Below are 15,466 nucleotides of genomic sequence, written 5' to 3' on the forward strand. Positions count from 1 at the left end.
ATAAACATAACAAAAATATTCATATCGTGTTGACGTTCATTTCAAATCCCTAATATGTCATCTCGACCGAAGTTGAGCGACGCGAAACGAAGCGGAGAGATCTCATATAATAATATTTCTAACTATTTTTTACAAATACAAATTTATTCTCTAAAGACATTTCTTCAGCAAAACCATATCCATCTTTGTCAAATTTCTTTATATCTTCAATATTTTCAATTTTATTTTTAGTCATAAAGTTAAGCATCATTCCCCTAGCTTTTTTTGAAATCGTAGAATGTTTTTTTAACTTTCCATCAACTTTTTCAAAAAATTCAAAATCCAAAATTTGCTTCTCTGAAATGTACTTTTTAACAGTTTTTGAAAATTCATCACTTGCAAGATTAACAATAAAATCTGTGTCTTTTAAAATGTTCTTGGCAATATCATCTTTCCAAAAATTATATAAATTTCCCATTTTTGTTTTCATAAGAAAATCAAGTCTATATGGATTAATTAAATCAAAAGGTTTAAGCACTCCATAAAGTGCAGAAATAATAATTAAATGCTCCTTTATATATTCTAAATCGCACTCATCAAACTCTTCTCTTTTTATATTTTTATAACACATTCCATCATACATATAAAAAGCCTTGTAATAATCTTTTGAAACCAAAACTTCCGGAACATTCTTTATAATTTCATTTGTTTTATCAGAAAATTCAACTCCCAAAGAAAATCTCTCACAAGTTTTAGAAATTGTCTTTGCAGGTGATAAAATTATTTTCATATTTTTCTCCTTAAATCTATTTTAAAATAGCAATATTCCAAATAAAATACTACATTGATTATATTAAAAAATCTCATTATAGTCAACAAAAAATAGCACTCTCGTGCTATTTTATAAATAATCATATAATATTGTTATTGATGTTTTTAAATTATTATCGTAGCTTTTAATCAGTTCTTCTATCTCACATTTAAATATATTTTCATCAAATGTTTTACCTAATTTATTTCCGTATAATGCTACTTGCATACCTACAAAATATTCCTCTCCTTCTTTGTAGATTGCAAAATCGTGAATTGATTTTATATATTCAAACTGATTTTTCCAATTTTCAGTAATTTCTTTTAATTCAATTTCTCTTTCCGTAAAGTTTCCACCAACAGGTTCAACATGTATAACAAGTACAATTTCATATTTATCATAAATTTCTTTTTCAATAAGGCTCATAAGATTATGTGCTTTTACAAAATCCTCTTTATGTTGATGGAGTTGCTTATCCTCACCACAACGAAAAATTTGGACTTAATGAAAAATATTTTATAAATGGTGTTAAATTCTTTGTTCAAGCAGTACATGATTATTTAAAATAAATTTAAAAGCACCTAAATAATATTGATGTGAACCCCTAAATCCGGACAAAGGATTTGGGGGTTTTTGAATGTCAAAATATGATATAAAATTAAAAATAAAAGTAATTAAAGAATATGAAAAAAATGATATTAGTCAATCTGAATTATCAAAAAAATATAAAATACCACAAACAACTATTTCAAATTGGATAAAATGGTATATTGATAATGGTATTAAAGGCGTAAGTAAAAAAGTAAAAAATAAAATTTATACTAGTAATTTTAAGCTGTTTGTATTACAATACAGAAAAACTAATAATCTAACTTTTAGAGAAACTGCTGTTAAATTTGATATAACAAATGATTCAATCATAGTTAATTGGCAAAGGAAATATGATGAATATGGATTAGATGGTTTAAATAGTAAAACAAAAGGAAGAAAGCCTAAAATGAAAAAATCTATACCAATAGAACAAAAAAGAAAAAAAAATTTACAAGAAAGCGAAAGAGAAGAACTTTTAAGACTAAGAGAAGAAAATCTCCTATTAAAGGCAGCTATAGCTTATGAAAAAAAACTTCAAGCCTTGCTTATGGAAAAGGACTTAAAAACAAAGAAAAAGCAAAAGCGATAATTGAATTAAGCAAGGCAAAAGAATATAAATCAATTACAATATTACAATGGTTAAAAGTGGCTAAATTAAATAAAAGTTCCTTTTATGAGTGGAAAGAAAAACTAAATAAACAGATAAAGTCAAAAGAGATTTATATTATTGAAAAAATAAAAGATATAGTAAAAGAATCTAAAGGAAGATATGGATATAGAAGAGTAAGTAAGGTATTAAGATTAGAATATGGACTTATTGTAAATCACAAGAAAGTTTTAAGAATAATGAAAGAAAACGAACTTTTATGTAAAAAGTTCAAAAACAGAGTTAGAAAGTATAATTTATATAAAGGAACAGTGGGAAAAATCGCAAAAAATGTTGTTAATAGGAATTTTAAAACTGATAAAACTTATAAATTATGGCTAACAGATATAACAGAATTTAAAATAGGAAATAATACAAAGAAAATATATTTATCACCTATTTTAGATACTTTTAATGGAGAAATAATATCATATTCAATAGGTTTTAGTCCTACAGTAAATTTAACGAATGTGTCATTAGAAAAATCTTTAAAAAGAATAAAGAACAAAGAACAAAGAAGATTTAACGATTCATACAGATCAAGGCTTTCATTACAAACATAGTAGTTTTGTAAGAACATTAGAAAATAACAAAATAAGACAAAGTATGTCTAGGAAAGAAAACTGCTTAGATAATGCACCAATGGAGAATTTTTTTGGAATATTGAAACAAGAAATGTTTTATGAAGAAAATTATTCTTCTTATGAAAAATTAATAGAAGATATAAAAGAGTATATTAAATGGTATAATACGAAAAGAATTAAGGAGAATTTAAAAGGAATGTCTCCTATTGATTATAGATTACATTCCTTTGAATAATTTATTTAACTCTCCGTGTTTTTGGGTTCAGCTCATAATTCTAACACTTTTATTTTTTTATTTTTCTATTTTCTTTTTCTTTTAACTACTACTAAAGCTATAGTAGATAGAATTAAAGGTATAAAAGATATATTTTGTATTGAAGTATTTGCCATAGAAGTATTTGTTCTTTTTGCATTATTATTATTTTTGCTTCTAGCTTTATCTTCTTTCTTAGAGTCTTTAACTAAAATACAAGTTTCAATACTTCCTTCTTTAAAGTTAAATTTAAACTTATGTTTTTTACAAGAAAGTTTTTTTATAAATTCATCTTTAAACTCAATTATAGTACTTCCCTTTTTTACATCATACATAGATTTATCAACAAGTTTTTCATCTACATAAACATCTTTAAAATCTTCTACTTTTGGAGATATTTTAAAAATTAATGTTTCATTTTTATTTTTATCAATTTCTTGATTTTCTCCAAATAAAAATTTTATTTGTGTTTTTTCTTCTGGTGTTTTAGGGTCTTTATGACTTGGATTTACAGGATTTATAGGATTTACAGTAGAGTTTTCTTTTTCTACAACTGTAACTGTAGCTTTTTTTATTACACTTACATTTTTATTTGTTAATTTAAATGTTATTGTATATGTTCCTACTTTGTCTTTGTTAAATCCACCTTCATCTATAATTTCAACTTGTTCTTTTAAATCGTTGTTTTTATTATCTTTTGCTTTAACGATTAATGATTTAAGATCTAATGTATCTTGTTGATGTATTGTAACATTTTTAACTTCAAGTTCTATAGTTTTTTCTTCAGATGGTGTTTTTTTAACCCATTTTGCAAAAATTGTAGTATCTGTTATTATTTTTTTATCAAAATCAAACACCTTTGTTAATTCACTATCTTCATACCAACCTTTAAAAGTATAACCATCTTTAGTAGGATCTTGTACTTTAGCTAATTTATTTGCACTTAATTGATTAACTTTTATAATTTGATCATCAATTTTACTTCCACCAAAAGTTTCAAACTTAACAGTTGATACAATTTCTGTAGTATATAAAGCGTTCATTACCATATCATCAGCTGATATAATATGAAGTTTTAAATCTTTATATCCTCTTGCGGAAATTATAATTTCATCATCTCTATTAAAGAAAGTTTTATCCTTAAATACAATACTTACCTTATCTAAAGTTTTATCAAGATTTTTATATTTTCCATCTTCTTTTGTAAATAGATAATGTTTTATTTCTTTTCCATTTCTTCTTATAGTTATAAGATTTATTTTATTTACATATTCACTATCTTCTTTTTTATAGCCGATTAAATTAATACAATTAACTTTCATAACTGATGGATCTTTCGATGAAATTTCTCCAAGTAGTGGTTCTTTAGGCTCTTTTGATTTATCTTCTTTTATCCATAAAGCTTTTAGAGTTATATCTTCGTTTAGGGTAATTTTTTCTCCTGGAAGATGTCTTTGTCCATTAATTTCCCAACAATCAAATTCCATATCTTTTGGAGCTAAAAATTCACAAACAGGAAGTTCATATTCTTCTTTTACTAATTTTTTAACCTCTTGCATAGTTCCTAGACCACCATTTTTATCAAATGTAATTGTAGCTTTTTTAGTTAATTTTTCTTTCCAAAGAGCTTTTATTGTTATATTTTTAGTAATTTGATATTGATGTCCTACCTCTGTTTTTTCATTCATATATTCCCAACTATCAAACTCCATACCTGAAGGTGCTGCAAAAGTACATTGTGGAACTGTAAAAATTTCTCCATTTTCAACTTCTACATCTTTCATTTCTCCACTACCACCATTTTTATCAAAAGTAACTTTATAAACTACCTTTTTACCTTCAATATTTGCACTTATTGAGTAATAGACATCATTTCCTACAAGGGTATCCTTTGTTATTTTTACAATAACATTTTTGTATTTGCTAGAAACAATAGTTATAGTATCATCTTTATCTAATTTTTCAGTAAATGAAAATTGTAGTTTTTTATTTGGATTAGATGCGAAATCTGTAGAGTCAATGCCTTTAACATCAGTTATTTCACTTGTCTTTCCTTTGTGATTTACAATAACTTTTTGAACTGATTTTAAATACTCATCAGATTTGTTATCATTAGAATAAGTTATAAAATGAGTAAAATCAGTTGCATTTGTAGTCATTAAAAGTGGATTTGGCATTATAGGGTCAAGTTTTTCTTCTTGTGGATTTTCATTTTTCTTATCTTTCCAAAGAGCTTTTATTGTTAAATCTTTATCTACTTTTATTGTATCTGATACATTTTTTCTTTCATTATTTACTTGCCAAGCATCAAACTCTTGATTGTCTGGAGCTGTAAAAGTACATTGTGGTAATTTATAATCTTCATTAGCTTTTAGTTTTACAGCTTGCATTTCTCCGCTACCACCGTTTTTATCAAAACTAATTGTAACTTGTTTAACTTCTTTATCAGATAATGTATTAACCTTGGCTCCTATCATATATGTTCCTTTAGTTTCAGGTTCATCCCAAGCTCCATTAAACATTTGAAAAGAATTAATTCCATCGTTACTATCATCCATACCAAGTGCAATTTCTCCATCTAGTTTTGTAAATGCAATATAATAATCACCATTTACTTGAACATTTGAAATAGAAAGTTTATTCCAGCCTTCTTTTTCAAATGTTAAATCTTTTGAAAATAACACTTTTGATGGAAGTTCATCTTCAGTATTTTTATCATAAATAGAAATTCTATATTTACTATTAGTTAAATCTACATCTTTAGTTTTTGTAATAAAATATGAAATTTCTTTTATATCTACAAGTTTATCATTTGAAATTTTATTTGCAAATGCTCTATCCTTTAGGTCCATTCCTGAAAGCTTAGTTGCTTTTTCATCTGTATAACCTACATTTAACTGACTTTCTTGATAAACTTTTTCTAAAGGCATACTTACAGTTCCAGTTCCAGGAATTTTAATATTTTTTTCTAATCTTTTATAACCATCGCTTGTTGCAACTAAAGTGTAATTTCCAGATGTTAAGTTTGTAAATCTAACAGTTTCTCCATTTTCTTCTGCTATAGGTTCTAATTTCCCCTCTTTATAAAGTTTTACATTTCCTTTTATTGACTCATAATCAGAATCTTTTACATTAACTGATATAGCAACTTTTTTAAAATTATCTAAATAAAAATCTTTATTTACATCATTTGTAAGGTCTATAACTTCTTCTTTGTCCTTATAGCCATCTGCGCTTGCTATTACAGTATATTTACCAGCCGGAAGCTTTATACTAAACTTACCTGTTCCAGCTTCTGTATTAATAGTTTTTCCTGTTTCTTTAATTGTAATTTTTCCAACTAATGCAAGTATATCTTTTTTTTCGTTTTCTTCACTTAAATTTTGCATATTTAAAAGCTTAAATGGAGATACTTTTTCTATTATATTGTTATTTTTTACATCTTTAGTATTTATAGTAACATCGTCAATATACCAACCTCCGCATTGCTCCGGATCTGTATTTCCTTTATCACTTCCTGCATCAAGAACAAATTTAACTTTAAATTTATCTGTTAAATAATCTTTTTTAATTTCAACACCATTTGTAAACCAAGCATGTTTTATATGCTTATCTACTTCACTTTCATCTAAAGTATAAACTTTATCCCAAGTTTTTCCATCATCTTTTGAAAAATAAATTTCTCCTATATCTTGATTATATGAATCATACTCATCAGTTTTTCTTTTTCCACTTGAACCAAACCAGTTTTGGTAATAAAGCGTAGCATCTTTTAAAGTTGACAAGTCCATAGTTGGAGAGATAAGTGAATATTTTGTGTTAGGCTTTCTATGATCATTTAAATTTGTCGCCCAAACATTCATACCGTCATTTTTACCTAATGATTGAACACTTGTAGGCTTTTTATATTTTGCATCATATTTATCTCCATATTCTAATTTACCAAAATCCCATTTTGTTTCTTTATCACTTTCTACACTTGTAAAATCATCTTGTCCTTTTTCAAAATCAAAACTTTTAACTTCTTTCCCTTCTGTAAAAGTATGAGATAAAATTTCAGAAGGCTCACTTTTATTTTCGCCAATCTTTGCAACAGCATAGTAATAATAAGTTCCTTTTTGTGGCTTTGGAATATCAACTAAATCAATAGAGTATTTTCCAAATCCATTTTTAGAATCTCCTTTTTCAACTTTTTTTATAAGTTCAAAAGGTCCATTTTTATCTTTTGATCTATATAGCTCATAAGATGTAATCTTTTCGTTTTTTACCGGAGAAAATGTGTAAATTAATCTACCGTCTTTTTTATCATTTAACTTTAAATATTCACTTGGAGTTTGTGGTATTTCTTTTGATGCTTCTTCTATTTTTATATCATCAATATACCAACCATTACCACTACTTTTATATTCTCCATTAGGTCTAAATCCAAACATTACACAAATTTTCTTACCCTTGTAAGCTGAAAGGTCAATGTATTCATCAACCCACTTTTCTTTTGAAGAGTTTTTATAACTTCTTTTTAATTCCCATTTTAAACTATCTGGATCACTATCTTCTTTAGCTTCTGCAATCCAAACCTCAGCAGTATCAAAAAAGGCTGATTCGTAATTTCCAAGGTCATAAAAATGTTTAAAACTTAAAGCTGGATTTCTAGTTTCTTCTGTTAAATCTATTGGAGGCATAACAAAAATAGAATTTCCACGAACATTTTTATAAGGTTGTATACCTATTAATTTTTTATTTGCTTCATCTTTTTTAATATTTCCCCATTTAAATAATTTTGATTGTCCGCCCAACTCAAAACCTGAAGTATCTTTTTCAAAATCTTGTATATATCCAATACCAACACCTTTTTGAACTTCAAATGAAAATTCATCACTCTTAGTAACTTTTTTGTTAATATCTGTAGCTTCAATATAATATTTTCCATTTGTAACATTTTTAAAAGTTGCAACCGGAATATTTACACTATAATAACCTGAAAGATTATTTCCATTTTTAAGTTTCATATCATAAGATTTATATTCACTACCAACATTTAAATAAAGTTTTACACTATCAACTCCAACATTATCTTTTACATTTGCATCAAAAGTTGTTTTATATGTTGTAAAAACCTTACTAATCGGAGTGTGATTTATAACTGGTTTTTCATTATCCACTCCCTTTGTAAGAATACGACCTTGTAAAAGTTTCATATTTGAAATATCTATATCTTTTCCCTTTTTTTGACCGATAGAAAGCTTAACTGCATTAAGAGCATCAACTTTTCCATGCCCATAACCATGGTTTGGAGTTGTTGTATAGTCATTGTCTTTTAAAGGTGTTGCAGTTTCATTTAAAATCTTTTCAATTTGATCAACACTTAAATTTGGATTAGCTTTAAGCATCAAACAAACAACACCTGTAACATGAGGACTTGCCATAGAGGTTCCAGTATAAATTGTATATTTTCCATTTGGAATTGAAGATAAAATATTAACTCCGGGCGCAACAATATCCGGCTTAAAATTTTCTGTATAGTTAGATTTACCTCTTAGAGAAAATTTTGCAACTATTTCATCTTGTCTAATAGCTCCAACTGCATAAGCTTGTGGATATGAAGCAGGTGTCCCTATAGAATCAGCCCCTCCTTCATTAAATTGACTTACATTACCTGCAGAAAATACAGGAAAAATTCCTGCTTCTCTCCATTTTTGAACCATATCTTGATAAAACCCATCTGTTGAATTCCCACCCCATGAGTTATTTACAACTTTTGGAGCCATTTCTGGATGAGGTATACCATTTTCATCTTTAGGTGCCATAATCCATTCACCCGCTTTTAAAAGCTTAGCATTATCTGTTTCACCATTTGAATCAAAAACTTTTACAGCCATCCATTTAGCATTCGGACAAACACCTAAAAGAGAGTTTTCTCTTTGACCCAAGATAGTTCCGCAAACATGAGTTCCATGTCCCCTATCATCATAAGGTTCTTCTTTATCTCCCGTCTTTTCATTTACAGCATTATACCAAGAATATCTTTTAAGCTTTTCATCATTTCCTCTATAATTATTTTTAATTGCAGGATGATTTCCATCAACACCAGAATCAATTATCGCAACAACAACATCGTTATTAGAATTTTCAACTTCTTTTTGTGCCTTATCTGCACTAATCATCTTTAAATTCCAAGGGATATGCTTTTTTTCCACACTAGATAAAGCTTCTCTATCTTCTGGAATATTATTTTGAAGCTTTGGCATCTTCACTTTTTTATTAATACAAATCTTTTCTACATCAGACCTTTTTGAAATCTTAACCAAAACTTCTTTTTTACAAACTACATTTATACAATTTATAATAAAAAATTGTTGATAATTCTTTACATTACCATCTTTTTTAGAACGTTCAAGAATTTCTATAATAGACTTTTGACTATCTTCTTTTAACTTTATAGACTTATCTACCATATCCTTTCTTATCTCATTTTGAATTTCTTCCTTAGATGCATTAACATTTTCTTTTTTAACAGCATCTTTAATTTTTGAAACATCAACTTGTTTTTTCAATTTGATAATTACATCGACAAAATCATCATCTTTGTAATCTTTTAACTCTTCTATCTTTTTTTGAAAATCTAAAGACTTACTTTCAGTAGCAAAAACACCACTAAAACTTGTAAAAATCAAAGAACAAAATACCACAAAAGATATGATTTTCTTAAAAATTTTCATATAATTCCTCCTAAAAAAATAAAATAAAATTAGCATAAACTAACAAAAAATATTTTATATCAATTAATAGTAATTGTCAATATCAAACTTTAAACAACATTTAATTTTTATAAAAACAAAAATTAAATAAAAAAAGAACACCCTTATATAAGAGCATTCTTTTAATAAAATAAATTTAACATCTTTAGTAAAAAATATATAAAAATTATTTTCATAATCTACTTAGATATTAAAATAAAATTTTTAATTTTATTTTAATTTTTAAATTTCGTATATTGTAAAATTAAATTAGCCACAAATGAAAAAATAGAAAAAAACATCTCAAAGAGGTAAAATAATAGTTAAGCTAAAAACTAAAGAAAGGAACCTCAATGAGATCCACAATAATTGTAACACAAAATATAAGCACTTAACAATAGATTTAAGAAAATTAATAGAGAAATGGAAAAAAGAAAGAAATAGTAATAGAGAAATAGTAAGATTACTAGGTAAAAATCATCAAACAATAAATAATGAAATAAAAAGAGGAAGTAAAAAGAGTAAGAATATTAGGAAAAATAATAGAAGAAAGACCAAAAGAAATAAATAATAGAGAAGAAGTAGGACATTATGAAATAGATACTGTAATATTAAGAAAGGAAAAGGGGCAATGTCTATTAACATTAACAGATAGGAAAAGTAGATATGAAATAATAAGGTTAATTGAAGATAAAACAGTTAAATCAGTAAATAGAGCTTTAAAAGAAGTATTAAAAGAGTATGAAATAAAAAGTATAACAGCGGATAATGGCTTAGAGTTTGCAAGACTGTATGAAGTATTTGACTATGAAAAAATATATTATGCACATCCATATAGTAATTATGAAAGAGGAAGTAATGAAAACCACAACAGACTCATAAGAAGATTTTTACCAAAAGGAACAAAAAACACTACTCAACAAAGAGTAGCATTTATTGAAGATTGGATAAATAATTATCCTAAAAAACTATTTAACTATAAAACACCTTTTGAAGTTTTTTCAATTGGCTAACTTATTCTTGCAATTTGTAAATATAATATTTTTAAAATACCTTTAACAAAAAAGTCTAAATTCTAAATAGAATCTAGACTTCATTCTAATTATATCTCTCTGCCTGTGATAAATATAATTCCTTATATTCTACAGAATTCTCGATGAGCTCATTATGATTTCCGAAAATAATTTTTCCATCTTTCATAAACCATATTTCATCCGCAACATGAACTGATGCCATTCTATGAGAAATCATAAATATTATTTTATCTTCTTTTATATTTTTTAAAATTTTATAAATGGAATTCTCTTTTTCAATATCAAGACTTCCTGTTGGTTCATCTAAAACTAGTATAGGACTATTTTTATAAATTGCCCTTAAGATTGCAATTAGTTGAGCTTGACCTCCTGACAATTCAATATTTTCATCATCAAGTTCAACTCCAAGTTTATCGTATAAATTAATTTTAAAATCTTCTTTTTTTATACCGAGTTTATCAACAATTTTAAAAATTTCCTCATCTACGATTTCTTTTTCGTCTTCATTTTCTATTAATTTACAGCAAATATTTTCTCTTAAAGTTATATCATCAATCAACTTAAAGTCTTGAAAAATTGTACTTATATACTTATTTTCAGTTTCATAAATAGACTTTCCATCATAAGTTAAACTTCCTTTTGAAGCCTCATAAAGTCCTGAAATAAGTTTTATTAAAGTACTTTTCCCTGCTCCGTTTTCTCCAATAATTACTACAATTTTAGGTTTTTTTACTTCAAACGAAATATCATTTAGAACATAATTTTCAGAATCTCTATATTTAAAGTAAATATTTTTTGCAATTAATCCAAAATCATTATTCTCAACAATTCTTTCTATATTTTTTCCAATGTCAAATTCAATGAAATCCAAAACAGGAATAGTATATTTTGAAAATCTATCCAAGTCAATTATATTTTCAGAAAATTCATTCATACTGTTTGTAAATTTTAGTATACCTACCACAGTAAAACTAAAATCGGAAAAGCTGATTTCATTTTTATAAACCCTACTTGCACTAAAAATTATTACAAATAAGGTACAGATAATTGAATTTATTACTTCAATTATATTTACAACAGCCTTATTCCTATAAAAAGGCTTAAAACATTTTAATATATCTTTTATAGTTTTAGAAAATTTATTATCTATAAAAGTTTCAAATTCATTTGATTTTATATCTAATATATCATCTCTGTTCAAAACCATATAACTATAATACCAGTATTTTCTATTTATCGGAGATAAGTTTTCATAAAATTTACTCTCTTCCTTACTGTATTTTTTCTTTGCAAATATATTTACAACAAATAGAACAAGTAATACTATGCTTAGATAGAAAGAAAAATATCCTATGGCAATAAAAGTTGTTAACATAATGGAAATATGTTCTATGCTTTTTACAATTGCCTCTAATAAATTTTCAAGACAATATTGATTTCTAAGGGAAAATCTTGCCCTTTCTTGTAAATTATGAAAATCAGGACTTTCTAAATTAGAATAGTCTATTTCCGTTGATTTTTTCAAAAGTTCTTTTTCCATTTTAAGTAAATACTCTCTTGCAGAGTATTGAACTCTCCACTTTAATACTTCTTTAAAAATCCTTAATACAACAAAAACAATAGCCTCAAAAATTATTTTAATAGAAATATTTTTAATATTTCCAATTTGTAAATATTCTGTAAAATCTCTAACCATAAATAAAGCTAGTAAAGTCAATAGAATATTAATTAAAATATCAATTGAAATTCTATAAATAAATTTCTTATCTATTTTAAAAGACAATTTTAAAAATCTGAAAATAGTTTTAAATGAATTAATCATTTTCATCACCTACTTTCAATTTAAACATACTTTTAGTCAATTCTTTTAAATATCTATAATATTCAGATCTTTCAATTAATTCAAAATGAGAACCTGAATCTAATATTTTTCCATTATTTAAAATATAAATTTTATCCACTATATTAGAAATTGCCAATCTATGAGAAATAATAATAAATCCCTTTGTCTTTTCTTCAAGAGATAATCTGTTATAAAAGTCCATTTCTTTTTTAGTGTCAAGTGCAGATGTGGGTTCATCTAAAATTAACATTGTTCCACTTTTAACCAATGCTCTTAGAATAGTTAGCATTTGTAATTGACCACCTGACGGTTCAAAAGCATCTTCAAAAAATTCTTTTCCAAATCTGGTATTCAAATCTATCAATTTCCCATTTACATTGTCAAGTTTACAACTTTCTAAATATTCTTCGACATATTTTTCTTCATTATTTTTTACATTATCAAATCCGAATAAATTTTCTTTAAGTGTCCCTGCAAAAAAATGTGAATTTTGAAAAACGGCTGAAAAATAAGCAAGTCTTTCTTTTGTTGAAACTTCTTTCCCATTAATGAGAATTTTTCCGCTTGTTTGATTGTAAATTCCCATAATTACTTTTATAAGTGTACTCTTTCCTGCGCCATTTTCTCCAATTATTCCGATTTTATTGAAAGATGAAAACTCCATATTTATATTTTCTAAACTGTATTTATCAGCATTTGGATATTTAAAGTAAATATTTTTAAGTTCAAAGGATACGTCATTATTTTCTATATTAGCTTTTTTACTTTTTAAACTATTTTCTTCTAAATGCAAAAGGTATTTATCAAACATTTTGATATTTTTCTTTAAATCGGATATAATTCTTAAAGACTCCTTTTCATTAGTTACAAAAAGTTGATACATACTGAAAACTATAAAAATCGTAGATATAGAAATGGAATTAATACTAAATAAGTATATCAACATTCCAATTGTAAAAATATCAGTTATAATTTCCAAAAATATTGAAATAATCCCTAATTTTATACCTAAATTAGTTTTATTTCTTATAATAGCCATCGCTTCATTAACAATTTTCTCATATCTCTTTAAAATTAGATTTCCTAAATTAAAAATACGAATATCCTTTCCATATTCATTTCTCATACTAAAATTATTGTAATATTCAAGTTTTGTTAATACATTTCCCTGTTCTAAATCTGTATCCAAGTCAAATTCATTAATTTTTTCTCTTAGAGGATATGCTCCAAGTTGAATTAAAAAAGTAAAAACTACAATGTAAAAAGTAGTTTTCGAAATAATAAAGCCTGAAAAAATAAGCAATACAAAAATAGGAATAAAATTTACTAAATCCATTAAAATTGCACTAAAACCTGCATTATCATAAGCTAAAAAATTCCAAGCTCTATTCATTGAATATTCAAATTTAGGATTTTCAATATCTTCCATATTCTTTTGTAAAATTGAGTTATTCAGTTTTCTTGCTAACTTAAATCTAAAACGAACTACTTCATAAGATAGCTTTGAAAATAAAATACTTGATATAATTTTAGAAAATATAATTATAGCAAACAAAAAAAGGATAATAAAGATAAATTTATTATAACTATATATTTTATTTTCGACTAAAGAAAAAATATATCCAAAATAATAAGCATCTAAAAAATATGCAACTATAAAACAAATATTATAAATCAAAATTTTAAAAATATTTTTTCTAATAAAAGGTAATACTAAATTTTTCATAAATTTTCTCCAAATAAATTGCTACCCTGATTATATAAAAAAATTACCTACTCGTCAACTTATACAAAAAATAGCACCGAAGTGCTATTTTAAAAGTATTCATATAAAATTGTTATTGAAGTTTTTAATTCTTCATCATAATTTTTTATCAGTTCTTCAAGCTCTGATTTTAAACTATTTTCGTCAAAATTTTTATCCAATTTGTTTCCGTCTAATGCTAATTGCAATCCTACAAAGTACTTATCTCCCTGTTTGTAAATTGCAAAGTCATGCATTGATTTTATATAACTAAACTGATTTTTCCAATTTTCAGTAATTTCTTTTAATTCAATTTCTCTTTCAGTAAAGTTTCCCCCTACCGGTTCAACATGTATTACCAATACAATTTCATATTTTTCATAAATTTCTTTTTCAATCAAACTCATAAGATTATGAGCTTTGATTAAACTCATTTCCGAATCAACTTCAACATCAACAGTTGCAATTGTTTTAAGATGTCCATATCTATGAAAAGTGTAATTGTGTATTCCCAAAATTTCTTTGTGCTTTTCAATATCTGTCAAAACTGACTTTATCAATTCTACACTTGGTGCCTCTCCAATAAGTTGGCTAATTGTTTCCTTTGCCAAAGAGAAACCGGAGAATAGAATAAATGCAGAAACTATTAGGCCTACAACTCCATCAACCGGAAAAGTAGTATAGTTAGCAAAAATCATTGCAATTAAAACAACTGAAGTTGTAAAAACATCACTCAAACAGTCAATTGATGTAGCCTTCAGAATACTTGAATCTATTGCTTTAGATAGTTTTCTATTGAATAAACTCATCCAAAGTTTTACAAAAATAGAAATTACTAAAAAAGCAATTCCTATTTTACCCATTATAATTTTTTCAGGATTTATAATTCTTTCGATAGATGTCTTTGCAAACTGAACTCCTACAATCATAACCATCATTGAGATTATTAAGGTAGTTATATATTCAACTCTTCCATGTCCATAAGGATGATCCTTATCCGGAGGTGCAGAAGAAAATTTGAAGCCTAAAACTGTTGCAAAGGAATAAATTGCATCTGAGAAATTATTTACTGCATCAGCCGTTATTGAAACTGAATTTGCTAAAATTCCAATTACAAATTTTGATACTCCCAAAGTAACGTTTAAAAATGTTCCTATCATTCCTGAAAGATATCCGACTTTTTTTCTATCATATTTATCTGTATTTTCTATTTTTGAAATATTCAATATTTTTTTCTCTAACAT

9 protein-coding genes and 2 pseudogenes are annotated in these 15,466 nt (G+C 25.7%); 5 read left to right on the forward strand and 6 right to left on the reverse strand.

Annotation, left to right across the window (positions count from 1 at the left end; genetic code table 11):
• Positions 1 to 118: 118 nt before the first annotated feature.
• Together WFJ11_RS05620 and WFJ11_RS05625 are read right to left on the reverse strand one after the other, a co-directional pair.
• Positions 119 to 769, reverse strand: coding sequence for a YaaA family protein (locus tag WFJ11_RS05620; RefSeq protein ID WP_293439242.1), 651 nt, complete (start codon positions 767 to 769; stop codon positions 119 to 121).
• Positions 770 to 880: 111 nt separating this feature from the next.
• Positions 881 to 1,216: a hypothetical protein gene (locus WFJ11_RS05625; RefSeq protein ID WP_009354838.1), complete on the reverse strand. Its 336-nt coding sequence runs from the start codon at positions 1,214 to 1,216 to the stop codon at positions 881 to 883.
• 8 nt (positions 1,217 to 1,224) lie between these two features.
• Between WFJ11_RS05625 and WFJ11_RS05630 the strand changes: the two genes are divergently transcribed.
• From WFJ11_RS05630 to WFJ11_RS05645, 4 genes and pseudogenes are all read left to right on the forward strand, one after another.
• Complete coding sequence (locus WFJ11_RS05630) at positions 1,225 to 1,359, forward strand: hypothetical protein (RefSeq protein WP_255260946.1); 135 nt, start codon at positions 1,225 to 1,227, stop codon at positions 1,357 to 1,359.
• Positions 1,360 to 1,427: 68 nt separating this feature from the next.
• Positions 1,428 to 1,970 (forward strand): helix-turn-helix domain-containing protein, encoded by a 543-nt coding sequence (locus tag WFJ11_RS05635; RefSeq protein ID WP_293439249.1) that lies wholly within the window; start codon positions 1,428 to 1,430, stop codon positions 1,968 to 1,970.
• 56 nt (positions 1,971 to 2,026) lie between these two features.
• A complete protein-coding gene (locus WFJ11_RS05640) occupies positions 2,027 to 2,590 on the forward strand; it encodes an IS3 family transposase (RefSeq protein ID WP_009354466.1) in 564 nt (187 codons plus the stop codon).
• Positions 2,535 to 2,846, forward strand: a pseudogene (locus WFJ11_RS05645) (transposase); the annotation flags it as partial. The gene WFJ11_RS05640 and the pseudogene WFJ11_RS05645, both read left to right, overlap by 56 nt.
• A 65-nt stretch (positions 2,847 to 2,911) precedes the next feature.
• Here the strand turns inward: WFJ11_RS05645 and WFJ11_RS05650 are convergent.
• Positions 2,912 to 9,583 carry a S8 family serine peptidase gene (locus WFJ11_RS05650; protein ID WP_338817114.1) on the reverse strand — a complete coding sequence of 2,224 codons (6,672 nt, stop codon included), beginning with the start codon at positions 9,581 to 9,583 and terminating at the stop codon, positions 2,912 to 2,914.
• 376 nt (positions 9,584 to 9,959) lie between these two features.
• On the opposite strand from WFJ11_RS05650, the pseudogene WFJ11_RS05655 reads away from it, so the two are divergent.
• Positions 9,960 to 10,614, forward strand: a pseudogene (locus WFJ11_RS05655) (IS30 family transposase).
• 85 nt (positions 10,615 to 10,699) lie between these two features.
• Here WFJ11_RS05655 and WFJ11_RS05660 read toward each other — a convergent pair.
• The 3 genes from WFJ11_RS05660 to WFJ11_RS05670 all read right to left on the reverse strand — a co-directional run bounded on the left by WFJ11_RS05660 (position 10,700) and on the right by WFJ11_RS05670 (position 15,466).
• Positions 10,700 to 12,457: an ABC transporter ATP-binding protein gene (locus WFJ11_RS05660; protein ID WP_338817115.1), complete on the reverse strand. Its 1,758-nt coding sequence runs from the start codon at positions 12,455 to 12,457 to the stop codon at positions 10,700 to 10,702.
• Positions 12,450 to 14,204 carry an ATP-binding cassette domain-containing protein gene (locus tag WFJ11_RS05665; protein WP_338817116.1) on the reverse strand — a complete coding sequence of 585 codons (1,755 nt, stop codon included), beginning with the start codon at positions 14,202 to 14,204 and terminating at the stop codon, positions 12,450 to 12,452. The genes WFJ11_RS05660 and WFJ11_RS05665 overlap by 8 nt, the downstream gene beginning before the upstream one ends.
• A gap of 89 nt (positions 14,205 to 14,293) precedes the next feature.
• Entirely contained in the window at positions 14,294 to 15,466 is a 1,173-nt protein-coding gene (locus tag WFJ11_RS05670; protein WP_324008663.1) for a cation diffusion facilitator family transporter, read from the reverse strand.

Source organism: Parvimonas micra, from assembly GCF_037482165.1.
Lineage (GTDB): Bacteria > Bacillota > Clostridia > Tissierellales > Peptoniphilaceae > Parvimonas.

Excerpts from the sequence above, each read along its gene's own strand:
- WFJ11_RS05620 (WP_293439242.1), bottom strand. The coding sequence starts at position 769 with ATGAAAATAATTTTATCACCTGCAAAGACAATTTCTAAAACTTGTGAG.
- WFJ11_RS05625 (WP_009354838.1), bottom strand. The coding sequence starts at position 1,216 with ATGAGCCTTATTGAAAAAGAAATTTATGATAAATATGAAATTGTACTT.
- WFJ11_RS05635 (WP_293439249.1), top strand. The coding sequence starts at position 1,428 with ATGTCAAAATATGATATAAAATTAAAAATAAAAGTAATTAAAGAATAT.
- WFJ11_RS05650 (WP_338817114.1), bottom strand. The coding sequence starts at position 9,583 with ATGAAAATTTTTAAGAAAATCATATCTTTTGTGGTATTTTGTTCTTTG.
- WFJ11_RS05660 (WP_338817115.1), bottom strand. The coding sequence starts at position 12,457 with ATGATTAATTCATTTAAAACTATTTTCAGATTTTTAAAATTGTCTTTT.
- WFJ11_RS05665 (WP_338817116.1), bottom strand. The coding sequence starts at position 14,204 with ATGAAAAATTTAGTATTACCTTTTATTAGAAAAAATATTTTTAAAATT.
- WFJ11_RS05670 (WP_324008663.1), bottom strand. The coding sequence starts at position 15,466 with ATGTTAGAGAAAAAAATATTGAATATTTCAAAAATAGAAAATACAGAT.